This is a genomic window from Rhodococcus sp. PAMC28707, from assembly GCF_004795915.1.
Classification (GTDB): Bacteria; Actinomycetota; Actinomycetes; order Mycobacteriales; family Mycobacteriaceae; genus Rhodococcoides.
Genome location: NZ_CP039253.1, coordinates 3,395,286 through 3,413,007, shown reverse-complemented (window position 1 = coordinate 3,413,007; position 17,722 = coordinate 3,395,286). Strand labels below are relative to the sequence as shown.

Genomic DNA, 17,722 nt, shown 5'->3' with positions numbered 1-17,722 from the left:
GGCTGAGTCTTCGCCACTACGCCAGCTCGAGGGCCGACGCGACAGCTACCGGATCGACCGGAATCGGCTCGACCACAGGCATTCCCGCCAGGGCCGTGTCGGGATCCTTCAGTCCGTTGCCGGTGACCGTGCAGACGACGGTCAGGCCGCTGTCGAGCCAACCTTCCCTCCGCGCCGCAATCAGGCCCGCGATGCTCGCTGCGGACGCAGGCTCGACGAAGATGCCTTCGGTCTTGGCCACGAGACGGTAAGCCTCGAGGATTTCCTCGTCGGTAGCGGCACGGAATGCGCCGCCCGACTCCTCTTTGGCCGAAACTGCACCGTTCCACGACGCCGGGGACCCGATGCGAATGGCAGTGGCGATCGTTTCGGGCTCGGCAACGGGCGCTCCGTGTACGAGCGGTGCCGCACCTGCGGCCTGCACTCCGAGCATCCGCGGCTTGACCGTGGTGAGGCCGTCCCGGAAGTACTCCGAGTAACCGCGCCAATACGCAGTGATGTTGCCTGCGTTGCCTACCGGCAGCACATGGACATCGGGAGCATTTCCCATTGCGTCACAGATCTCGAATGCCGCTGTCTTCTGGCCTTCGATACGAACGGGGTTCACCGAGTTGACGAGTCCGATCGTCGGAAACTCTGCGGTGGTCTTGCGTGCGAGTTCCAGGCAATCGTCGAAGTTGCCCTGCACCTGAATGATCTTCGCGCCGTGCATGACCGCCTGGGCAAGTTTGCCCATGGCGATCTTCCCCTGGGGGACGAGGACGGCGCAGCCCATGCCTGCCTTGGCCGCGTAGGCCGCAGCGGACGCCGAGGTGTTGCCGGTCGAGGCGCACAGAACAGCCTCCTGCCCGCGCGCAAGCGCGTCGGTGACGGCCATCGTCATACCGCGGTCCTTGAACGACCCGGTCGGGTTCAAGCCCTCGACCTTCAGATGGACCTCGCAACCGGTGAGCTCGGACAGTCGCTCTGCATGGATGAGCGGAGTTGCGCCCTCGAGCAGCGTCACGGTCTTCCAGTCGGGACCGATCGCGAGGCGAGAACGGTACGCCTCGATCAGGCCTGGCCAGGGGGTGTGGACGCTCATACGGTGGTGCCTTCCAATCGGAGAACGCTTGAAACGGAGGTGACGACGTCCATCTTTTCCAACGCCGACACGGTCTTGGACAACGCGGAATCCGACGCCAGATGAGTGACGACGACCAGGCAGGCACCGTCGCCCGACCCCTGCTGACGCACGGTCGAGATGCTCACGTCGTGGTTGGCGAACTCAGCAGCGACGGTGGCCAGCACACCTGGGCGGTCGGCCACCTGCATGTTGACGTAGTACCTGGTGGTGATGTCGCCCATGGGAGCAATCTTCAGCTTTGCGTACTTGGATTCCAGCGGGCCACGGCCACCGTAGAACTTGTTTCGGGCAGCCATGACGAGGTCACCGAGAACGGCGGAAGCGGTCGGAGCGCCCCCGGCACCTTGTCCGTAGAACATGAGACGTCCGGCAGCCTCGGCCTCGACGACGATGGCGTTGAACGCGCCGTTCACTGTGGCCAGCGGGTGGTCCAGCGGAACCAATGCCGGATACACACGCGCCGAGATTCGGTCCTGGCCATTGGGTGTGGTGATGCGCTCGCAGAGCGCGAGCAGCTTGATGGTGCAGTCGAGCGAGCGTGCCATCTCCAGGTCGGCCGAGGTGATCTTGCTGATGCCTTCACGGTAGACGTCGCTTGCCGTCACGCGAGTGTGGAATGCGATCGACGCGAGGATGGCTGCCTTCGATGCCGCGTCGTAGCCTTCGACGTCGGCGGTGGGATCCGCCTCGGCGTAGCCCAATCGCCCTGCCTCGGCCAATGTCTCGGCGTAGTCCGCACCTGTCTCGTCCATCGCAGAAAGGATGAAGTTGGTGGTGCCGTTGACGATTCCGGCCACTTTGTTGACACGGTCGCCTGCGAGGGACTGCATGAGCGGGCGGACGACGGGAATGGCACCGGCGACCGCAGCCTCGAAGTACAGGTCGGCGCGTGACTTCTCGGCCGCGTCTGCCAACTCTCCGGTGTATTCCGCCAGCAGCGCCTTGTTTGCGGTCACCACCGACTTGCCCTTCTCCAGCGCGGCGAGGATCAGCTTGCGCGGTACCTCGATCCCACCGAGGACCTCGACCACGATGTCGACGTCGTCACGATCCACCAGCGCAGCCGGGTGATCGGTGAGCAAAGCCGGGTCGACCCCGCGATCTCCGTCGATTCGACGTACGGCGATACCCCGGATCTCCAGGGGAACACCGACTCTCGCTTCGAAATCCGACGCGTTCTCGGTCAGTATGCGTACTACCTCGCTGCCGACGTTCCCGAGTCCGAGTACCGCGATGCCTATGGTCTTCTTCGATGTCATGGTTGCACCTCCAAGCTGAGCAGATCTTGCAATGTCTCCCGGCGCAGAACGAGGCGGGACTTTCCGTCTTTCACTGCCACCACGGCAGGTCGAGTAAGCAGGTTGTAGCGGCTCGACATCGAGTAGCAGTAAGCACCCGTCGCAGCTACCGCCAGCAGATCACCCGGACCGACATCACTCGGCATCCAAGTATTCTTGATCACCACATCGCCACTCTCGCAATGCTTTCCGACGACACGCGCCAGAACCCCCTCGGCCTCACTGTCTCGCGAGACAAGCCGACAGTCGTACTCCGCCTGATACAGCGAGGTACGGATGTTGTCACTCATTCCGCCGTCGACGCTGATGTAGCGCCTGCGCAACGCGGCATCGACGGTGACGTCCTTGATGGTTCCGACCTCGTACAGAGTTACAGTGCCAGGACCTGCAATGGCGCGACCGGGTTCGACATCGACCTTCGGAACAGGCAGACCGACCCGAGCGGATTCGGTCGCGACAATCGACTTCAGCTTGGCTGCGAGCTGATCGATCGGTGGCGGATCGTCGCTCGGTATATACGAAATGCCCATGCCGCCGCCGAGGTCGATTGTCGAAATCTGGGAGGTCTTGTCCACGCCGAATTCGGAGACCACCTCCGCCAGCATGCCGATCAGCTTGTGCGCAGCCAATTCGAATCCGTCGACCTCGAAGATCTGCGACCCGATATGGCTGTGCAATCCCACGAGCCGCAGGTTGCCTGCCGCGAACACTCGACGGACTGCTTCGAGTGCAGAACCGTCGGCGAGCGAGAAGCCGAACTTCTGATCCTCGTGAGCAGTTGCAATGAATTCATGTGTATGCGCCTCGACTCCGACGGTCACGCGCACGAGGACGTCCTGTACGACGTCCATTCCACCGGCGATCGCGTCGAGCCGATCGATCTCGATCATCGAATCGAGGACCACGTGCTCGACACCGGCGGTGACGCCGGCAGTAAGTTCTGCGACGGACTTGTTGTTGCCGTGCATGGCAATTCGGTCGGCCGGGAATCCCGCGGCAAGGGCGACACTCAGCTCGCCGCCGGAACACACGTCGAGCGAGAGCCCTTCGTCGGCGACCCAGCGCGCAATTTCCCCACACAAGAACGCTTTGGACGCGTAGTGAACACGTGCGGGATCACCGAACGCAACAGCCATTTCCCGTGCACGCGAACGGAAGTCGTCTTCGTCGATGACGAACAACGGGGTTCCGTACTCGGCTGCCAACTCCGTGACCGGCACTCCGGCCAGGGAGACTACGCCGTCGTCGGCGCGTTCGGCGTTGCGCGGATAGACATGCCCGGGAAGCACTGTCATGTCCGCCGCAGTCGCCGGCTTTTCGGTCACGGTGTCCCCGATCGGGGTTGCGGCATGCTTCGGTCCGGCGGGATGTGCGCTCACATTCGCTCCGGTGCACTGACTCCGAGCAGAGCAAGGCCATTGGCCAGCACCTGCCTGGTTGCACTACCCAACGCCAAACGTGCGGTATTCACTGGGCCTGGCTCCTCGTCTCCTTGTGGAAGTACACGACATGCTCCATAGAAACGGTGGTATGCACCAGCCAATTCTTCCAGGTAGCGGGCGATGCGATGCGGTTCACGCAAGTCTGCGGCACTGGCAACGACTCTCGGGTATTCGCCGATGGTCCTGATCAACTCGCCTTCCTGCTCGTGCGTGAGCAAGCTCAGATCCGGGTTTTCAGCGGTGACTCCCAGTTCGACGGCGCCGCGAGCAAGTGATGCGAGCCGGGCGTGCGCGTACTGGACGTAATAGACCGGGTTCTCGCTGCTCTCACTGGCCCACAGTTCCAAGTCGATATCGATGCTCGAGTCGACGGAGGACCGGACCAGGGCGTACCGAGCCGCGTCGACGCCGATGGCATCGACGAGATCGTCCAACGTGATGACCGTGCCCGCACGCTTGCTCATCTTCACGGCGACACCGTCACGCACCAGGTTGACCATTTGGCCGATCAGCACCTCGACGGTGTTCGGATCGTCACCGAAGGCAGCCGCAGCGGCCTTGAGTCGACCGATGTACCCGTGGTGATCGGCGCCGAGCATGTAGATGCACAGATCGAAGCCACGGCGGCGCTTGTCCTGGAAGTACGCGATGTCGCCGGCGATGTATGCGGCGTTGCCGTCACTCTTGATGACGACGCGATCTTTGTCGTCGCCGTAGTCGGTGCTCTTGAGCCACCATGCCCCATCGGCCTCGTACAGGCTGCCGGAATTCTTCAGATACTCCACGCTTCGCTCGACGGCACCGGATTCGAAAAGCGAGTTCTCGTGGAAGTAGACGTCGAAGTCGACACCGAACTCGTGCAGGTTTTTCTTGATCTGTTCGAACATCAGCTCGACGCCGACGGACCGAAATGTCTCGGCCGCGTCTTCCGGGGACAGTTCGAGGGCTTGCGGGTTCTCGGCCAGTACCGCCGCTGCGATCTCACCGATATAGGCACCCGCGTATCCGTCTTCGGGTGCGGGTTCGCCCTTTGCCGCCGCGATGAGCGAGCGGCTGAAGCGATCGATCTGCGCGCCGTGATCGTTGAAGTAGTACTCACGCACCACTTCGGCTCCCTGTGCCGAAAGAATCCGGCCGAGAGCGTCACCGACCGCGGCCCACCTGGTACCACCGAGGTGGATCGGACCTGTCGGGTTGGCGGAGACGAATTCGAGGTTGACCTTGACGTTGTCGAGCAACGTTCCGTTGCCGAAGGATGCGCCCTCTGCCAGAGCCTGCGCAACGATCGCGCCCTGAGCATCGGCGGCAAGGCGGATATTGAGGAACCCGGGCCCGGCGACCTCGGCGCTGGCGATCGCGGGCTCGGCGGCCAGTGCTTCCGCGAGCCATCCGGCGAAGTCACGCGGATTCGCGCCCGCCTTCTTGGCGACCTGGAGAGCAACATTGGTGGCGTAATCGCCGTGCTCAGGGTTCCGCGGACGCTCGACCGTCAGCATCGGGGGCAGCACGGACACGTCGAGGCCGCGTTGGGCAAGCACCTTCGCGGCGGTCGCGCGTAGCAGTTCGGCAAGGTCGGCGGGAGTCACAGGTAACCATCTTATGGTCTGGAGCACGGCCGGTTCGCAGCCAGTACCTACACCAGACCCACTCGAGACCACCGTCACCGCTGCAGCTCCCTCGAAGGGTCCGCTCGGAACGGAGAACGTACAGTAGTGGCGCTCTGCGATAACGGTCGCCATCTTGTCGCGGAGCCTGCCAGCTTTGTGTGCTCCGGCACACGCCCCACAACGGAAAGAGCGACGACAGCGATGCCCACGGGTGAAGAGAGCGGCGGTCAGGGCAATAAGTCGGCCGCCAAAGCCAACAAGGCCATCAAAGGCGCAAAGAAGCAGAAGAACAGAGGCATACCATCCGTCAAAGGCGGATTGGCCAAGAGTGGACCGCAGGTTCCCTGGCTGACCATCGGTGCCGTGGTTGTCGTCGTCGGCCTGGTCGCAATCCTGGCCGTCAACCTCTTCCCCAAGTATCAGGACCAGGCCGAGGCGCAGAAGTTCGCGCCGAGCGAAAGCAACCAGGACCCCTCATCGTCGATCGCCGATGTAGTGAAGATGGATTACCCCGCTGCGCTGCACGTCTCTCCCGAGCAACGCGTCGCATACGACCAGCTGCCGCCGTTCGGTGGTCCGCACGATGCGGTGTGGGCCACCTGCACCGGCGTCGTCTATCCGGAAGCCATCCGCACAGAGAACGCAGTGCACGGCCTCGAGCACGGTGCCGTCTGGGTCACATACAACCCCGATGAACTCAGCGAGGACGAAATCTCCCAGCTGGCCGGCAAGGTGGACGGCGAGTCGTACATGATGATGTCGCCGTATCCAGGGATGGATACGCCGGTCTCTTTGCAGTCGTGGGGCCACCAGCTCAAGTTGGACAGTGTCGACGACGAGCGGATCGGCCAGTTCATCGCAGCGCTGCGTCTGAACCGTTACGCATACCCGGAGGTCGGCGCGAGCTGCGCGACCATTCCAGGTTCGTTCGATCCTGACAACCCACCGCCGTTCGATCCGTCGGCGCCCGGCGCTGAGGCTGTGCCGATGGATGGTGCAGGGATCACTCCGGACGCGAGTGAGATGTCGGGTGCGGGTGCAGGCACCGCCGGTCTACCGGCTGATCTGCAGCTTCCGAGCGATCTACAGCTGCCACCCGAACTGCAGCAGCAGGCTCCGACACCATGACGTCGGTGGAGGAGCGGCCCCGGGCCGTACGGAGCCAGAAGACGGCGTTGCTGATTCTCGGCATCGTCGCCGCGATTGCGGTCGGTTTCGCACTCGGCTTCCTCGCACGCACTACGTTTCTCGGCGGCGACGACTCGGTTCCTGCCGCCGACTCGGTCGATGTCGGTTTCGCGCAGGACATGTCGGTCCATCACAACCAGGCAATAGACATGTCCGCTGTCGCGTTGACCAACGCCGAGGATCAGCGCGTGAAGACTTTGGCGTTCGACATGCTGACTTCCCAGCAAAACCAGGTCGGTCAGATGCAGGGCTGGCTCGCGGTCTGGGACCGCTCCCCCGTGGGACCGGACGGCTACATGGGCTGGATGTCCGGTGACGAGCACGGCCATTCGATGGCATCGATGACGCCGGCTGAATCAGGCTCGATGGCTGCCATGCCCGGCATGGCAACCAACGAAGAGCTAGCCGCATTGCGGAAGGCAACCGGCCCGGCCGTCGACGTGATGTTCCTGCAGTTGATGCTGCGGCACCATCAGGGCGGGCTTGCGATGATGGAATACGCCGCAGATCACGCCGAAACGCCTGCGCTGGTGCGGCTCGCGCAGTCGATGATCTCGACGCAGGAAGGTGAAGCCACGCTCATGAAGCAGATGCTCGCCGAGCGTGGCTCCGAACCACTTCCTTTCAATTAGGTCGACCCTTCGGCTCGCGTCAGCGCGCGGAATACGTCCAGTCGGTCACCTCGGGCATATCCTCGAGGTGCTCGACGATGTAGCTCGCGTGCCGAACCAATTGCGCAGTGCAGAATTTCTCGAGCTCACTGCCATTTTCTGGCACTCGACGCGATCGCCGTAGCGCCTCGAGCACGAGGTGATACCGACTCATCTTGTTGAGCACCACCATGTCGAACGGCGTTGTGGTGGTGCCCTGCTCGTTGAACCCGCGGACGTGGAAGCGACCCGCGCCGGTGCGGCCGTGCAGTAGCTCGTGGACTGCACGTGGGTAGCCATGGAATGCGAATACGACATCGGTGTCTGCGGTGAACAGACCCACGAACTTGTCCTCCGGGAAGCCGTGCGGATGCGCATCCGGAGTCATCAATGCCATCAGATCGACGACGTTGACCATCCGAACACGCAGGTACGGAACCCATTCCCGCAAGATCTCCGCGGCCGCAAGTACCTCCTGCGTGGGAACGTCCCCTGCCGCGGCGAGGACGATGTCGGGCTCGTTCGGGGCGCCGTCGGAGTCGGTTTCGGTTCCCGCCCATTCCCAGATCGACGCTCCCGCCGCGCAATGTGCGTTGGCCTGCTCGAGCGTCAGATACTGAAGATGGGGCTGTTTGTCGACGACGATCAGGTTGACGTGATCACGACTGCGCAGGCAGTGATCGGAGATCGACAGCAACGTGTTGGAGTCCGGCGGCAGCCAGATTCGAACGACCGCGGGTGAGAGCGGGATGACGGCGTCGATCATTCCTGGGCCTTGGTGAGAGAACCCGTTGTGGTCATTTCGCCAGCACGTACTGGTCAACAGGACGTTCAGTGACGCGACGGGTTCACGCCAGGGCAGGTCGGCGGCATGTTGGAGCCATTTCACGTGCTGGATCATCATCGACACGCTTACCATCGCGAACGCCTCGTAGCTGGCGAAGACGCCATGCCCGCCTGCGAGAACGTATGCCTCCAACCATCCCTCGCACAGGTGCTCACTGAGCACCTCCATGACGCGGCCGTCCGCCGAAAGATGGTCGTCCCACTCCTCGGTCGGCAGCTGCCAGCATCGATCGGTCTCCTCGAACACCGCCGCCAGCCGATTGCTCGACGTCTCGTCCGGGCAGAACAGCCGGAAGTTGCCACCGCCGTCGGGGCGTTTGTTGTCGGCGTAGATGTCGCGCATGAGTTCGCCGAGGACCCGGGTCGTCTCGTGGAACCCTGCTCCGGGTGACTCGATCGCGATCTCGTACTTCTCGAGCGGCGGAATCCGAAGAGGCTGAAGGAGTCTGCCACCGTTGGCGTACGGCGTCGATCCCATTCTCTTGTCCCCCGACGGTGCCAACGCAGCGAGTTCGGGAACGAGAGCGCCGTCGGCGTCGAAGAGCGCCTCCGGCTCGTACGAGCGCATCCAGGATTCGAGCTGCGCCAGATGTGCGGGGTTGCTCCGTACTCCTGACAGCGGCACCTGGTGAGCCCGGAAGGTCCCCTCTACCAGGACCCCGTCGACGCTGTGCGGCCCTGTCCACCCCTTCGGGGTGCGCAGGATGATGGCCGGCCAGCGCACCTGGGCGGGGGCACCGCCTGACCGTGCTGCATCTTGAATGGCGCGAATTTTGCTGTGCGAGTTTCGTATTGCTTCTTCGAGGGCTGGAAAAACAAGGCGGGGATCATCACCGGAAACGACGACCGGGTCCCAGCCCTGCCCGTGCAGAAAGTCGACGATGTCCTCGTCTTTGCTGCGTCCGAATACCGTGGGCCCTGCAATTTTTGCTCCGTTGAGATTCAGAATCGGCAGCACGGCACCGTCGCGGCGCGGGTTGAGAAACGCCGGCAACTTCCACGAGCCTGCGAGAGGTCCGGTCTCGGCCTCACCGTCGCCGATCACACACGCCACCATCAGATCCGGCCGGTCGAACGCGGCACCACCGGCATGTACGAGCGCATACCCGAGCTCGCCGCCCTCGTGGATGCTGCCCGGCGTCTGCACACTCACATGACTGGGAATGCCACCGGGCGAGGAGAACTGACGACACAGACGGTGCACACCCTCGGTGTCCCGCGAGATATGCGGATAGATCTCCGAGTACGTCCCCTCGAGATAGGTCGACGCGACGAGTGCCGGCCCGCCGTGGCCGGGGCCCGTCACGTACAGCCAGTCCGCGCCGGTGTTCTTGATGTTTCGGTTGAGCAAGGTGTAAATCATCGACAGGCACGGGCTGGTCCCCCAGTGCCCCAGCAAACGCGGCTTGATGTGCGCCGCGGTGAGGGGCTCACGCAGCAACGTGTTGTCCTTCAGATAGATCTGGGCCACGGTCAGGTAGTTGGCAGCTGCCCACCACCTCAGATCGAGGTCCAGATCTTCGCTCGAATAGCCATGATCGGTCACGCGGGTCCTTTCGTCTACGTGCATGCCACAGACTGTCCTCCTTCTAGGTCAACACGAGGGTGATTTCAGGTGACGGATGGAATGCGCTAGTCTAGGACCCGCCCACAGGCACGCCGGAATTTCAGTACGCACAGTTCCGGCGCGCCCCCGTAGCTCAGGGGATAGAGCGTTCGCCTCCGGAGCGAAAGGTCGCAGGTTCGAATCCTGCCGGGGGCACACCTGCGTCACACGCTTTCGTATTGCCACCCTTGATGCCAACATGGGTCGTGGCCGATACCGAACTCGACAACACCGCATCCGAACTGTGTGCCGTCGATCCACGAGACTTCGTCACCGCGCGCACAGCCGCGGTTGCAGTGGCCAAGGAATCCGGGGACCGAAAGCTCGCAGCCTCGATAGGCAAGCTCCGTAAGCCCACGACTGTCGCATGGATGGTCAACCTCCTCGTACGCGAAGAACCCGAAAGCATTGCCGAACTGTTCGATATCGGCAACAGCCTGCGCGACGCGCAACGGAGATCATCGGCCGAAAGACTCAAGGAACTCTCCGTTGCGCGCGCACAGTCGATTCGCGCGCTGACGCGTCGGGCTGTGGAGATTGCTCGCGAACACGGCCACCCGAGCACGGAGAATGCGGCACGAGAAGTCGGACAGACACTGGGTGCCGCGCTCGCGGACCCCGAGATCGGCGCACGGGTGCAGGCAGGCCGTGTCGTGACTGCCGAGTCCTACAGCGGTTTCGGGCCCGCGGTGCTCACCTTGGCGCCCGAGCCCGAGAACACCGCCCAGGAATCATCACCGGAGAACCCGGAAGCCGAAACGCGTGACGACGCGGCCGACAAGCGACTCGAGGAAGCCCGCGGACAGCTCACCGAAGCCCACAAGGACGAAGAGTCGGCCCGCGAGGCCGTCGACTCTGCAGACTCTGCGTCCGAAGCCGCTTCCACGGACCTTTCCGAGATCAAAGAGCGAGTGGCCCGCCTACGTGCCGCACTCCACGACGCCGAGGTCGAGGAGGCGGCGGTCCGCACGACCGAGAAGTCGGCAGATCGCGAAGCACGACGCTTGCGACGAGTCCTCACCGATGCCGAGGCGAGAACTGCCGAGTTACGCAGCACGGTGGAGCGTCTCGGCGGTTAACCTACCGGTTCGATGATCGCGGTGATGGCCACGATATCGCCGGCCGGAATGTCGAAATGCTCAGTCACTGCCACCGACATACCGCCGTCGAACTCGAGCGGGAAACGTGCCACGACGCTGGTTCCCCATTCGCGGATCTCTACCTCGCCGATGCCGATGATCGGCTTGTACTGGGCGCCGTTCTCGAGTTCGTCCCTGATGAACGCTCCGGTGTCACCGGTATGCTGTCCGTTCTCCACACGGCGACACCCGTCGGCGAGACGGACCTTGGTGGCATCGTGACTGAGCAGGGCCTTGATGTATTCACGTGCCATCGCGACGCGACCGGAATCCACCTGGCGCGTGGCATAGGTGGCAATTCCAGCCAGGAGCGGTTGCGCGAGTTCCTGCCTGCAGATCAGCAAGTCCGGAAGATACGGGTGGGACTGGTTGTACCGCAACGGTGTCCCGTCGATACGGGAGCAATGCAAACCCGCTGCGAGTGCGACGCCGACGGGCGCTGCCGAGTCCCACTCCCATTGGCCACCGGAATGCACGTAGGCGTCGACCTCCCCGCGCACGACTGCCATGGCTTTGGCACCTGCCGAACCCATGGTCACGACGTCGGCATCGACCGCGCGCGCGAGATCGTCCATGTAGTAGGGCGGCCGAGAGTCACTGACCACAAGCGTGGGCCTACCGGACTGCGGCGGCGGGCCGGTGACATCGGCCGTCGAGTAGACGACGCCCAGCGCAGGCTGGGCAACTGCCGACGCTGTCATCCCCTGGTCTTTTTCCCACAGGCCCACGTGTACTGCCCAGTCGGCTCGACCCTCGATACCGTATTCGCGGGAACCGTCGAGTGGGTCGATGATCCAGACACGGGTCGCATCCAACCTGCGGAGATCATCGGCCGACTCCTCGGAAAGCACTGCATCGCCGGGGCGTTCGCCTGCCAATCGGCCAAGGATCAGCGCGTCGGCTTCGGTGTCGCCGATCCTGCCGAGTTCCCGCCCCTGGGTCGTTCGTCCTTCGCGTTCGCGAATGTCGAGCAGCAATCGGCCTGCCGACTCGGCGAGGTCGGCGGCGAATCGGGCATCGTCTTCGGCCGAGTACAGGGCGCTCACGATCCCAACAATTCCACAATCCGAGCGGCCTGTGTTGCCGGATCACCGTCAGAGGCCGCCAACACCAATTCGGGGTGCTCGGGAGCTTCGTAAGGGTCGTCTACCCCGGTGAAGCCGGTGATCTCACCAGCGATAGCTTTGGCGTACATACCTTTCGGGTCGCGCGCTGCGCAGACGTCGAACGGAGTGTCGACGAACACCTCGAAGAAGGGCAGTCCGGCCTTCTCGTGCACCTTCCGCACCTCGTCACGGTCTTCGCGGTACGGGCTGATGAGACAGGCGATCGCGACCACCCCGGCGTCGGCAATCAGTTGGGCGACAGCCCCCACCCGCCGTACGTTCTCGGTACGGTCGGCTGCATCGAACCCTAAATCGGAATTGAGCCCGTGACGCAGGTTGTCTCCATCCAACCTATACGCCGGCCGTCCCGACGCCACCAGCAAACGTTCCAGTTCCGCTGCCACCGTGGACTTTCCCGAAGCCGACAAGCCCGTCAACCAGATCGTGGCGCCGAGCGTTGCACGTTCCTCCCGGGCGACACGGGACGAATGCCAGACAACTTTCGCTGCCGACAACGTGGGGCCGGTGATCATCCCGGCGGCAACCGTGGCTCCGGACGACTCGTCGACGAGCAGGAAGCTGCCGGTGACTCGGTTACGTCGGTACGGATCGAACAGGATCGGATTGTGGGTTCGGATCTGCACTCGGCCGATGTCGTTGATACTCAACGATTGTGCAGCTTCGTCACGATGCAGAGTATTGACGTCGAGCCGGTAGTCCAGTTTTTCCACCCGCGCTGGTGTCGACGCCGTGGTGTGCATCAGCACGTACCGGTCGTCACTGCGCAACTGTGCGCCCTCTGCGAGCCAACAGACCATGGCATCGAGCTCTGTTCCGACGAGCGGACGATTGTTGGGACGGCACAACATGTCCCCGCGCCCGACGTCGACCTTGTCCTCGAGTTCGATACATACCGCCGAGGGGGCGAACCCCTCGTCGACCGGCGTTCCACCCGGTCCCCACACCGCTGCGATTCTGGTGACGAATCCGGATGGGAGCGCTACGACTTCGTCCCCGGGTTTGAACACTCCGCTGGCGACGGTGCCTGCGTACCCCCGGAAGTCGGCATGTTCACCGGAGCTGTGTTTCGGCCGAACTACATATTGGACCGGGAATCGGGCGTCGATGAGGTTACGGTCGGAGGCAACGTGGACGTCCTCGAGGTGGTGCAGAAGCGAGCTCCCCTCGTACCAGGGCATCTGCGCGGTGCGATGGACGACGTTGTCTCCGTCGATGGCCGACATCGGTACGAACGTGAGGTCGGGTACTTCGAGTTTCATCGCGAATTCGCGGAACTCCGCTTTGATCTCTTCGTACCGGGCGCACGAATAGTCGACGAGATCCATCTTGTTGATGCACAACACGAGATGTCGGATACCGAGCAACGACGAGAGAAACGCATGTCGCTTCGTCTGTTCGAGGATCCCGTGACGTGCATCGACGAGTATCAGCGCAAGATCGGCGGTTGATGCTCCGGTGACCATGTTTCTGGTGTACTGCTGGTGCCCCGGCGTATCGGCGATGATGAATTTTCTTCTCGGCGTGGAGAAGTAGCGATACGCGACGTCGATCGTGATGCCTTGTTCCCGCTCGGCGCGCAGCCCGTCGGTGAGCAGTGCGAGATCGACTGTGTCGCCGCCGCGTTCACGACTGGTCTTCTCCACGGCCTCCAACTGATCCTCGAAGATCGCCTTCGAGTCGTAGAGGAGCCGACCGATGAGTGTCGATTTGCCGTCGTCGACGCTTCCCGCCGTAGCCACTCGAAGCAGTTGCGACATCAGAAGTACCCTTCCTTCTTGCGGTCTTCCATTCCGGCCTCCGATATGCGGTCGTCGGCCCGTGTCGCGCCGCGCTCGGTCATTCTGCTGGCGGCGACTTCCAGTACCACGTCGTGCGCATCGGCGGCGGAGGACTGCACACACCCGGTGCAGGTCGCGTCGCCGACGGTACGAAACCGGACCGTCTCCTCGAAAGGTTCTTCCCCCGGCAGCACCGGTACGAATCTCGAGACTGCCAGGAGCATTCCGGCTCGTGGCACGACCGTGCGATTGTGCGCGTAGTAGATGTGTGGGAGTTCGATCTGCTCTGCCTCGATGTATTGCCAGATGTCGAGTTCGGTCCAGTTCGACAGCGGAAACACCCGGAAGTGCTCGCCTCGCCGGTGACGGCCGTTGTACAACTGCCACAGTTCCGGGCGCTGGCGACGCGGATCCCACTGGCCGTGTTCGTCGCGAAAGCTGAAGACACGCTCTTTCGCACGCGCCTTCTCCTCGTCCCGACGGGCACCACCGAACACGGCGTCGAACGAGTTCTCGGCGATCGCGCGTAGCAGTGTCGCGGTCTGGAGTCGGTTACGACTGGCCCCCGGCCCGCTCTCCTCGATCGAGCGTCCCGAGTCGATGTCGTCCTGCACGCTGGCCACGGTCAGGTTGACGCCGAAATGCTCGACCGCACGGTCGCGGAAGGACAGGACCTCGTCGAAATTGTGGCCGGTGTCGATGTGCATGACGGCGAACGGGAGTCTGGCGGGCCAGAAGGCTTTGGCTGCCACATGAAGCATCACCACCGAGTCCTTGCCGCCGGAGAACAGCAGCACCGGACGTTCGGCGGTAGCGGCGACTTCACGGAAGATATGGACGGCTTCCGCTTCGAGCGCAGCAAGGTGCGTGAGTTCGTACGAGGTCGACATCGGTGAAGCCCTCCGATCACAACGCCTCGGTCCATATTTGGACCGGTGCGGTTCAAATCCGTGATCGAAGAATAGAACGTGTTTCAGTATTGGTCAACGGGTCGGTGCAAGACCGCCTACTTCTGCCGTGATCGCACCGGCAGCCGCAGCGAGTGCTTGCCCACGCTCGGCAATGCTCTCGCCCGAGATCGACGCTCCGACATGCAGAGTCAGCACCAACGACTGATGACTCTGCGCGTCGTACGTCGGGGCCGCGATGACGCTGACCTCGTGCGTAGCGTCGGCACCAGCCTCCTCCGCGCCCAGGTACACCCGCTCACCGAGGCCGGACACCATCTCGCCGAGGAGCTCGCGGACCTCCCCCGGAAGATCGTGTGCGGCAACACCCGCCATGACGGTATGCAGCCGCTGCCCCACAGCCGTCAACGTCTCGACGAGATACCCGGTTCTGCGGCACTCGTCGACCACGCGGCGAAGATGAGCTACGTCCATCCGGACCGGCAGGGTCGGTTCACGACCCAGCCAAGAATCGAGTCGCTCGTCGGTATCCCACAGCACGTACATGAGCCCTACCGGCGGCGCGAACGGATAGACCTGCCCCACCTTCACGGCAGCCTGCCGCCCGTCGGGACAGGTCAACTCGAGGATGGTGATGCGATCGCCGACCACACCCGAAGCCGTGCACGTCGTGTCGTATCGCGCACTGAGAGCTTCGAGGTGCGTGCGCGCGAGCGGGCCGACCGCGAACCCCTGCTGCGCCGCGCGCCCGGCGGTGATCAGCGCCGGACCGAGACCGTAGGTGACCGAAACAGGGTCGCGAACCAGGTATCCAGCGCCGACCAGCGAGGTCAGGATGCCCAGACAGGTGGGCTTGCTCAGACCGAGTTCACGTGCCAGCGCCGAGAGTCCGAACCGTCGGTCACTCCTGGCAACCATGAAGTCCAGGACCGCGACGACGCGGTCGGTGGGGGGCGAGTTACGACTGGTCATTGACCCTCCCTAGAACACGTTCTATTGTCGATACGGAACCCGTTCTACCACATCGGTACAGATTTGTACCACTAGGCAGAAGGAGATGGGTGTGCTCACCGATTCACTCGCAGAAGCAATCACGGCGGCCGAGAAGATCATCGAAGACGCTCCGCACATACGAACAGAACAGGATCTACTCGAGGGATACGACTACCTCGCCGGCAGCATCCGCGCATCCATCCAGATGGCCTGGGCGTACGACAAGGACTTCCCGTACTTCGCGAGTTCGACCGGCCCATACACGAAGATGGGCCTCGACAACCCCGACACGCTCTACTTTCACGCCAACATTCGTGACGATGTGGAATACGTCGTACGTGGGAAACGTGGTACCACAACCGATCTCAGCTTCCAGATACTCAAGGGTGACTACTCCCCCGTCGATGTTCCGGACAGCCTGACCGCCTTCGACGATCGCTCGATCGACATCGACGACGACGGAACATTCGAAGTGCACTTCGGTCGTCCTTCAGACCTTCCCAACCACTTCACCATCGGCGAAGGTTCCTCGATGCTGGTCGTCCGCGAGGTCTACAACGATTGGTCCGCGGCCCGTGGCACGCTCACCATCCATCGAGCAGGCGCGTCCGGGGAATCCCCCGCGGCGCCCACGAAAGAATCTGTGGCGAAACGCTATTCCACCGCAGGCAAGATGCTCCTCGGCCGCATCCACACCTTTTTGCAGTTCCCGCAGTGGTTCTACCTCAATCTCGACGTCAACACCCTCACCGAACCGCGGCTCACGCCAGGAGGATTGAGCACCCAGTATTCTTCGGCCGGTCACTACGAACTGCGCGAGGACCAGGCCATGATCATCACGGTGCCCGTGTCCGACGCTCCGTATCAAGGGTTCCAGCTGGGCAGCATGTGGTATATCTCCCTCGACTACATCAATCACCAAACTTCGTTGACTGCAGAGCAGGCGCAGACCGATCCGGACGGCTACATCAGGCTGGTGGTCAGCGAACGAAACCCAGAGGTGACCAACTGGATCGAAACGACAGGTCATGCCCGCGGGTACGCGCAGTTTCGATGGCAACGAGTCTCCCGCGAGATGACCGCGGCGGACGGCCCTACCGTAGAAATAGTCGATTTCGACGACATTTCCTCGCATCTACCGCACTACGACGCGAACAAGATTTCACCGGCGGACTTCGCCCTGCGCATCGCAGCCCGTCGCGACGCTGTCGGACGAAGGATGCTCGGATGACGGGACAACTCGACGGCAAAGTTGTCGTCGTCTCCGGCGTCGGACCATCCCTCGGCCGGTCGATTGCACTGCGCAGCGCCGCCGCGGGTGCCGACCTGGTGCTGGCCGCACGCACCGAAAGCTACCTTCTCGAGGTCGGCAAAGAAGTTGCCGAACTCGGCCGCATGGCGATCACCGTCCCAACCGACATCACCGACGAGGCTTCTTCCCAAGCGCTGGTCACCCGTGCAGTCGAGGAGTTCGGCCACGTCGACGTACTGGTCAACAATGCGTTCGCGATCCCGTCGATGAAAGACCTCGCCCACACCGACCCTGCCGTCATCCGGCAGGGATTGGAGCTATCGGTGTTCGCGACACTGCGGCTCTCGCAATTGTTCACCCCCGCGTTGGCGGCATCGGAGGGCTCGATCGTGATGATCAACTCTGCCGTCATTCGGCACTCCCAACCCAAGTACGGCGGTTACAAAATCGCCAAAGCCGCCTTGCTTGCCATGTCGGAAACTCTCGCAACCGAACTGGGGCCACAAGGAATTCGGGTCAATACTGTTGCTCCCGGCTACATCTGGGGCGAGTCGCTCAAAGGCTACTTCGACCACATGGCGAAGAAGTACGGCATCACCAGCGAACAGATCTACGAGCAAACTGCCGCGACAATGGACCTACGACGGCTGCCCGAACCCGACGAGATCGCCGACGCCGTCGTATTCCTCGCTTCCCCGTCGGCTCGGGCGATCACCGGCCAATGCCTCGACGTCAACTGCGGCGAATACCACCACTAGGAGC

The 17,722-nt window shown here is 62.9% G+C and carries 14 protein-coding genes and 1 tRNA gene; 6 read left to right on the top strand and 9 right to left on the bottom strand.

What is annotated here, in order from left to right:
- Window positions 1-16: 16 nt before the first annotated feature.
- From thrC to argS, 4 genes are read right to left on the bottom strand one after another with little or no spacing between them, the layout of a single operon-like run.
- Complete coding sequence (thrC, locus tag E5720_RS15685; protein WP_136171415.1) at window positions 17-1,084, bottom strand: threonine synthase; 1,068 nt, start codon at window positions 1,082-1,084, stop codon at window positions 17-19.
- Complete coding sequence (locus E5720_RS15680; protein WP_136171414.1) at window positions 1,081-2,385, bottom strand: homoserine dehydrogenase; 1,305 nt, start codon at window positions 2,383-2,385, stop codon at window positions 1,081-1,083. Before E5720_RS15680 ends, thrC begins: the two co-directional genes overlap by 4 nt.
- Entirely contained in the window at window positions 2,382-3,803 is a 1,422-nt protein-coding gene (gene lysA, locus E5720_RS15675) for a diaminopimelate decarboxylase (RefSeq protein WP_136171413.1), read from the bottom strand. The genes E5720_RS15680 and lysA overlap by 4 nt, the downstream gene beginning before the upstream one ends.
- The gene (gene argS, locus E5720_RS15670) at window positions 3,800-5,452 is read right to left on the bottom strand and encodes an arginine--tRNA ligase (protein ID WP_136171412.1); all 1,653 of its coding nucleotides are present in this window, start codon (window positions 5,450-5,452) and stop codon (window positions 3,800-3,802) included. Before argS ends, lysA begins: the two co-directional genes overlap by 4 nt.
- A 222-nt stretch (window positions 5,453-5,674) precedes the next feature.
- Here argS and E5720_RS15665 point away from each other — a divergent pair, with 222 nt between their 5' ends.
- Together E5720_RS15665 and E5720_RS15660 are read left to right on the top strand one after the other, a co-directional pair.
- Entirely contained in the window at window positions 5,675-6,601 is a 927-nt protein-coding gene (locus E5720_RS15665; protein ID WP_136171411.1) for a DUF3105 domain-containing protein, read from the top strand.
- Window positions 6,598-7,293, top strand: coding sequence for a DUF305 domain-containing protein (locus E5720_RS15660; protein ID WP_136171410.1), 696 nt, complete (start codon window positions 6,598-6,600; stop codon window positions 7,291-7,293). The genes E5720_RS15665 and E5720_RS15660 overlap by 4 nt, the downstream gene beginning before the upstream one ends.
- 19 nt (window positions 7,294-7,312) lie before the next feature.
- On the opposite strand, the gene E5720_RS15655 is transcribed toward E5720_RS15660, so the two are convergent.
- Window positions 7,313-9,727, bottom strand: a complete 2,415-nt coding sequence (locus E5720_RS15655; RefSeq protein ID WP_168708360.1) for a phosphoketolase family protein — start codon at window positions 9,725-9,727, stop codon at window positions 7,313-7,315.
- 119 nt (window positions 9,728-9,846) lie between these two features.
- Between E5720_RS15655 and E5720_RS15650 the strand changes: the two genes are divergently transcribed.
- Together E5720_RS15650 and E5720_RS15645 are read left to right on the top strand one after the other, a co-directional pair.
- Window positions 9,847-9,919 (top strand) — tRNA-Arg (locus E5720_RS15650).
- A gap of 35 nt (window positions 9,920-9,954) precedes the next feature.
- Window positions 9,955-10,842, top strand: coding sequence for a hypothetical protein (locus E5720_RS15645; protein WP_136171409.1), 888 nt, complete (start codon window positions 9,955-9,957; stop codon window positions 10,840-10,842).
- Here the strand turns inward: E5720_RS15645 and E5720_RS15640 are convergent.
- The 4 genes from E5720_RS15640 to E5720_RS15625 all read right to left on the bottom strand — a co-directional run bounded on the left by E5720_RS15640 (window position 10,839) and on the right by E5720_RS15625 (window position 15,687).
- Entirely contained in the window at window positions 10,839-11,948 is a 1,110-nt protein-coding gene (locus E5720_RS15640; protein ID WP_136171408.1) for a 3'(2'),5'-bisphosphate nucleotidase CysQ, read from the bottom strand. The two genes, E5720_RS15645 and E5720_RS15640, sit on opposite strands and share 4 nt — an antisense overlap.
- Window positions 11,945-13,786, bottom strand: coding sequence for an adenylyl-sulfate kinase (gene cysC / locus E5720_RS15635; RefSeq protein ID WP_084346448.1), 1,842 nt, complete (start codon window positions 13,784-13,786; stop codon window positions 11,945-11,947). Before cysC ends, E5720_RS15640 begins: the two co-directional genes overlap by 4 nt.
- Window positions 13,786-14,697, bottom strand: coding sequence for a sulfate adenylyltransferase subunit CysD (gene cysD / locus E5720_RS15630; RefSeq protein WP_136171407.1), 912 nt, complete (start codon window positions 14,695-14,697; stop codon window positions 13,786-13,788). The genes cysC and cysD overlap by 1 nt, the downstream gene beginning before the upstream one ends.
- 93 nt (window positions 14,698-14,790) lie before the next feature.
- The gene (locus E5720_RS15625) at window positions 14,791-15,687 is read right to left on the bottom strand and encodes a helix-turn-helix domain-containing protein (protein ID WP_136171406.1); all 897 of its coding nucleotides are present in this window, start codon (window positions 15,685-15,687) and stop codon (window positions 14,791-14,793) included.
- Between the two features lie 91 nt (window positions 15,688-15,778).
- Between E5720_RS15625 and E5720_RS15620 the strand changes: the two genes are divergently transcribed.
- Both E5720_RS15620 and E5720_RS15615 read left to right on the top strand, forming a co-directional pair.
- A complete protein-coding gene (locus E5720_RS15620; RefSeq protein WP_136171405.1) occupies window positions 15,779-16,939 on the top strand; it encodes a hypothetical protein in 1,161 nt (386 codons plus the stop codon).
- A complete protein-coding gene (locus tag E5720_RS15615) occupies window positions 16,936-17,718 on the top strand; it encodes an SDR family oxidoreductase (RefSeq protein WP_136171404.1) in 783 nt (260 codons plus the stop codon). Before E5720_RS15620 ends, E5720_RS15615 begins: the two co-directional genes overlap by 4 nt.
- The last annotated feature ends 4 nt before the right edge of the window (window positions 17,719-17,722 follow it).

Coding starts and splice junctions, on each gene's coding strand:
- thrC (WP_136171415.1), bottom strand. CDS start 1,084: ATGAGCGTCCACACCCCCTGGCCAGGCCTGATCGAGGCGTACCGTTCT.
- E5720_RS15680 (WP_136171414.1), bottom strand. CDS start 2,385: ATGACATCGAAGAAGACCATAGGCATCGCGGTACTCGGACTCGGGAAC.
- E5720_RS15665 (WP_136171411.1), top strand. CDS start 5,675: ATGCCCACGGGTGAAGAGAGCGGCGGTCAGGGCAATAAGTCGGCCGCC.
- E5720_RS15660 (WP_136171410.1), top strand. CDS start 6,598: ATGACGTCGGTGGAGGAGCGGCCCCGGGCCGTACGGAGCCAGAAGACG.
- E5720_RS15655 (WP_168708360.1), bottom strand. CDS start 9,727: ATGCACGTAGACGAAAGGACCCGCGTGACCGATCATGGCTATTCGAGC.
- E5720_RS15645 (WP_136171409.1), top strand. CDS start 9,955: ATGCCAACATGGGTCGTGGCCGATACCGAACTCGACAACACCGCATCC.
- cysC (WP_084346448.1), bottom strand. CDS start 13,786: ATGTCGCAACTGCTTCGAGTGGCTACGGCGGGAAGCGTCGACGACGGC.
- cysD (WP_136171407.1), bottom strand. CDS start 14,697: ATGTCGACCTCGTACGAACTCACGCACCTTGCTGCGCTCGAAGCGGAA.
- E5720_RS15625 (WP_136171406.1), bottom strand. CDS start 15,687: ATGACCAGTCGTAACTCGCCCCCCACCGACCGCGTCGTCGCGGTCCTG.
- E5720_RS15615 (WP_136171404.1), top strand. CDS start 16,936: ATGACGGGACAACTCGACGGCAAAGTTGTCGTCGTCTCCGGCGTCGGA.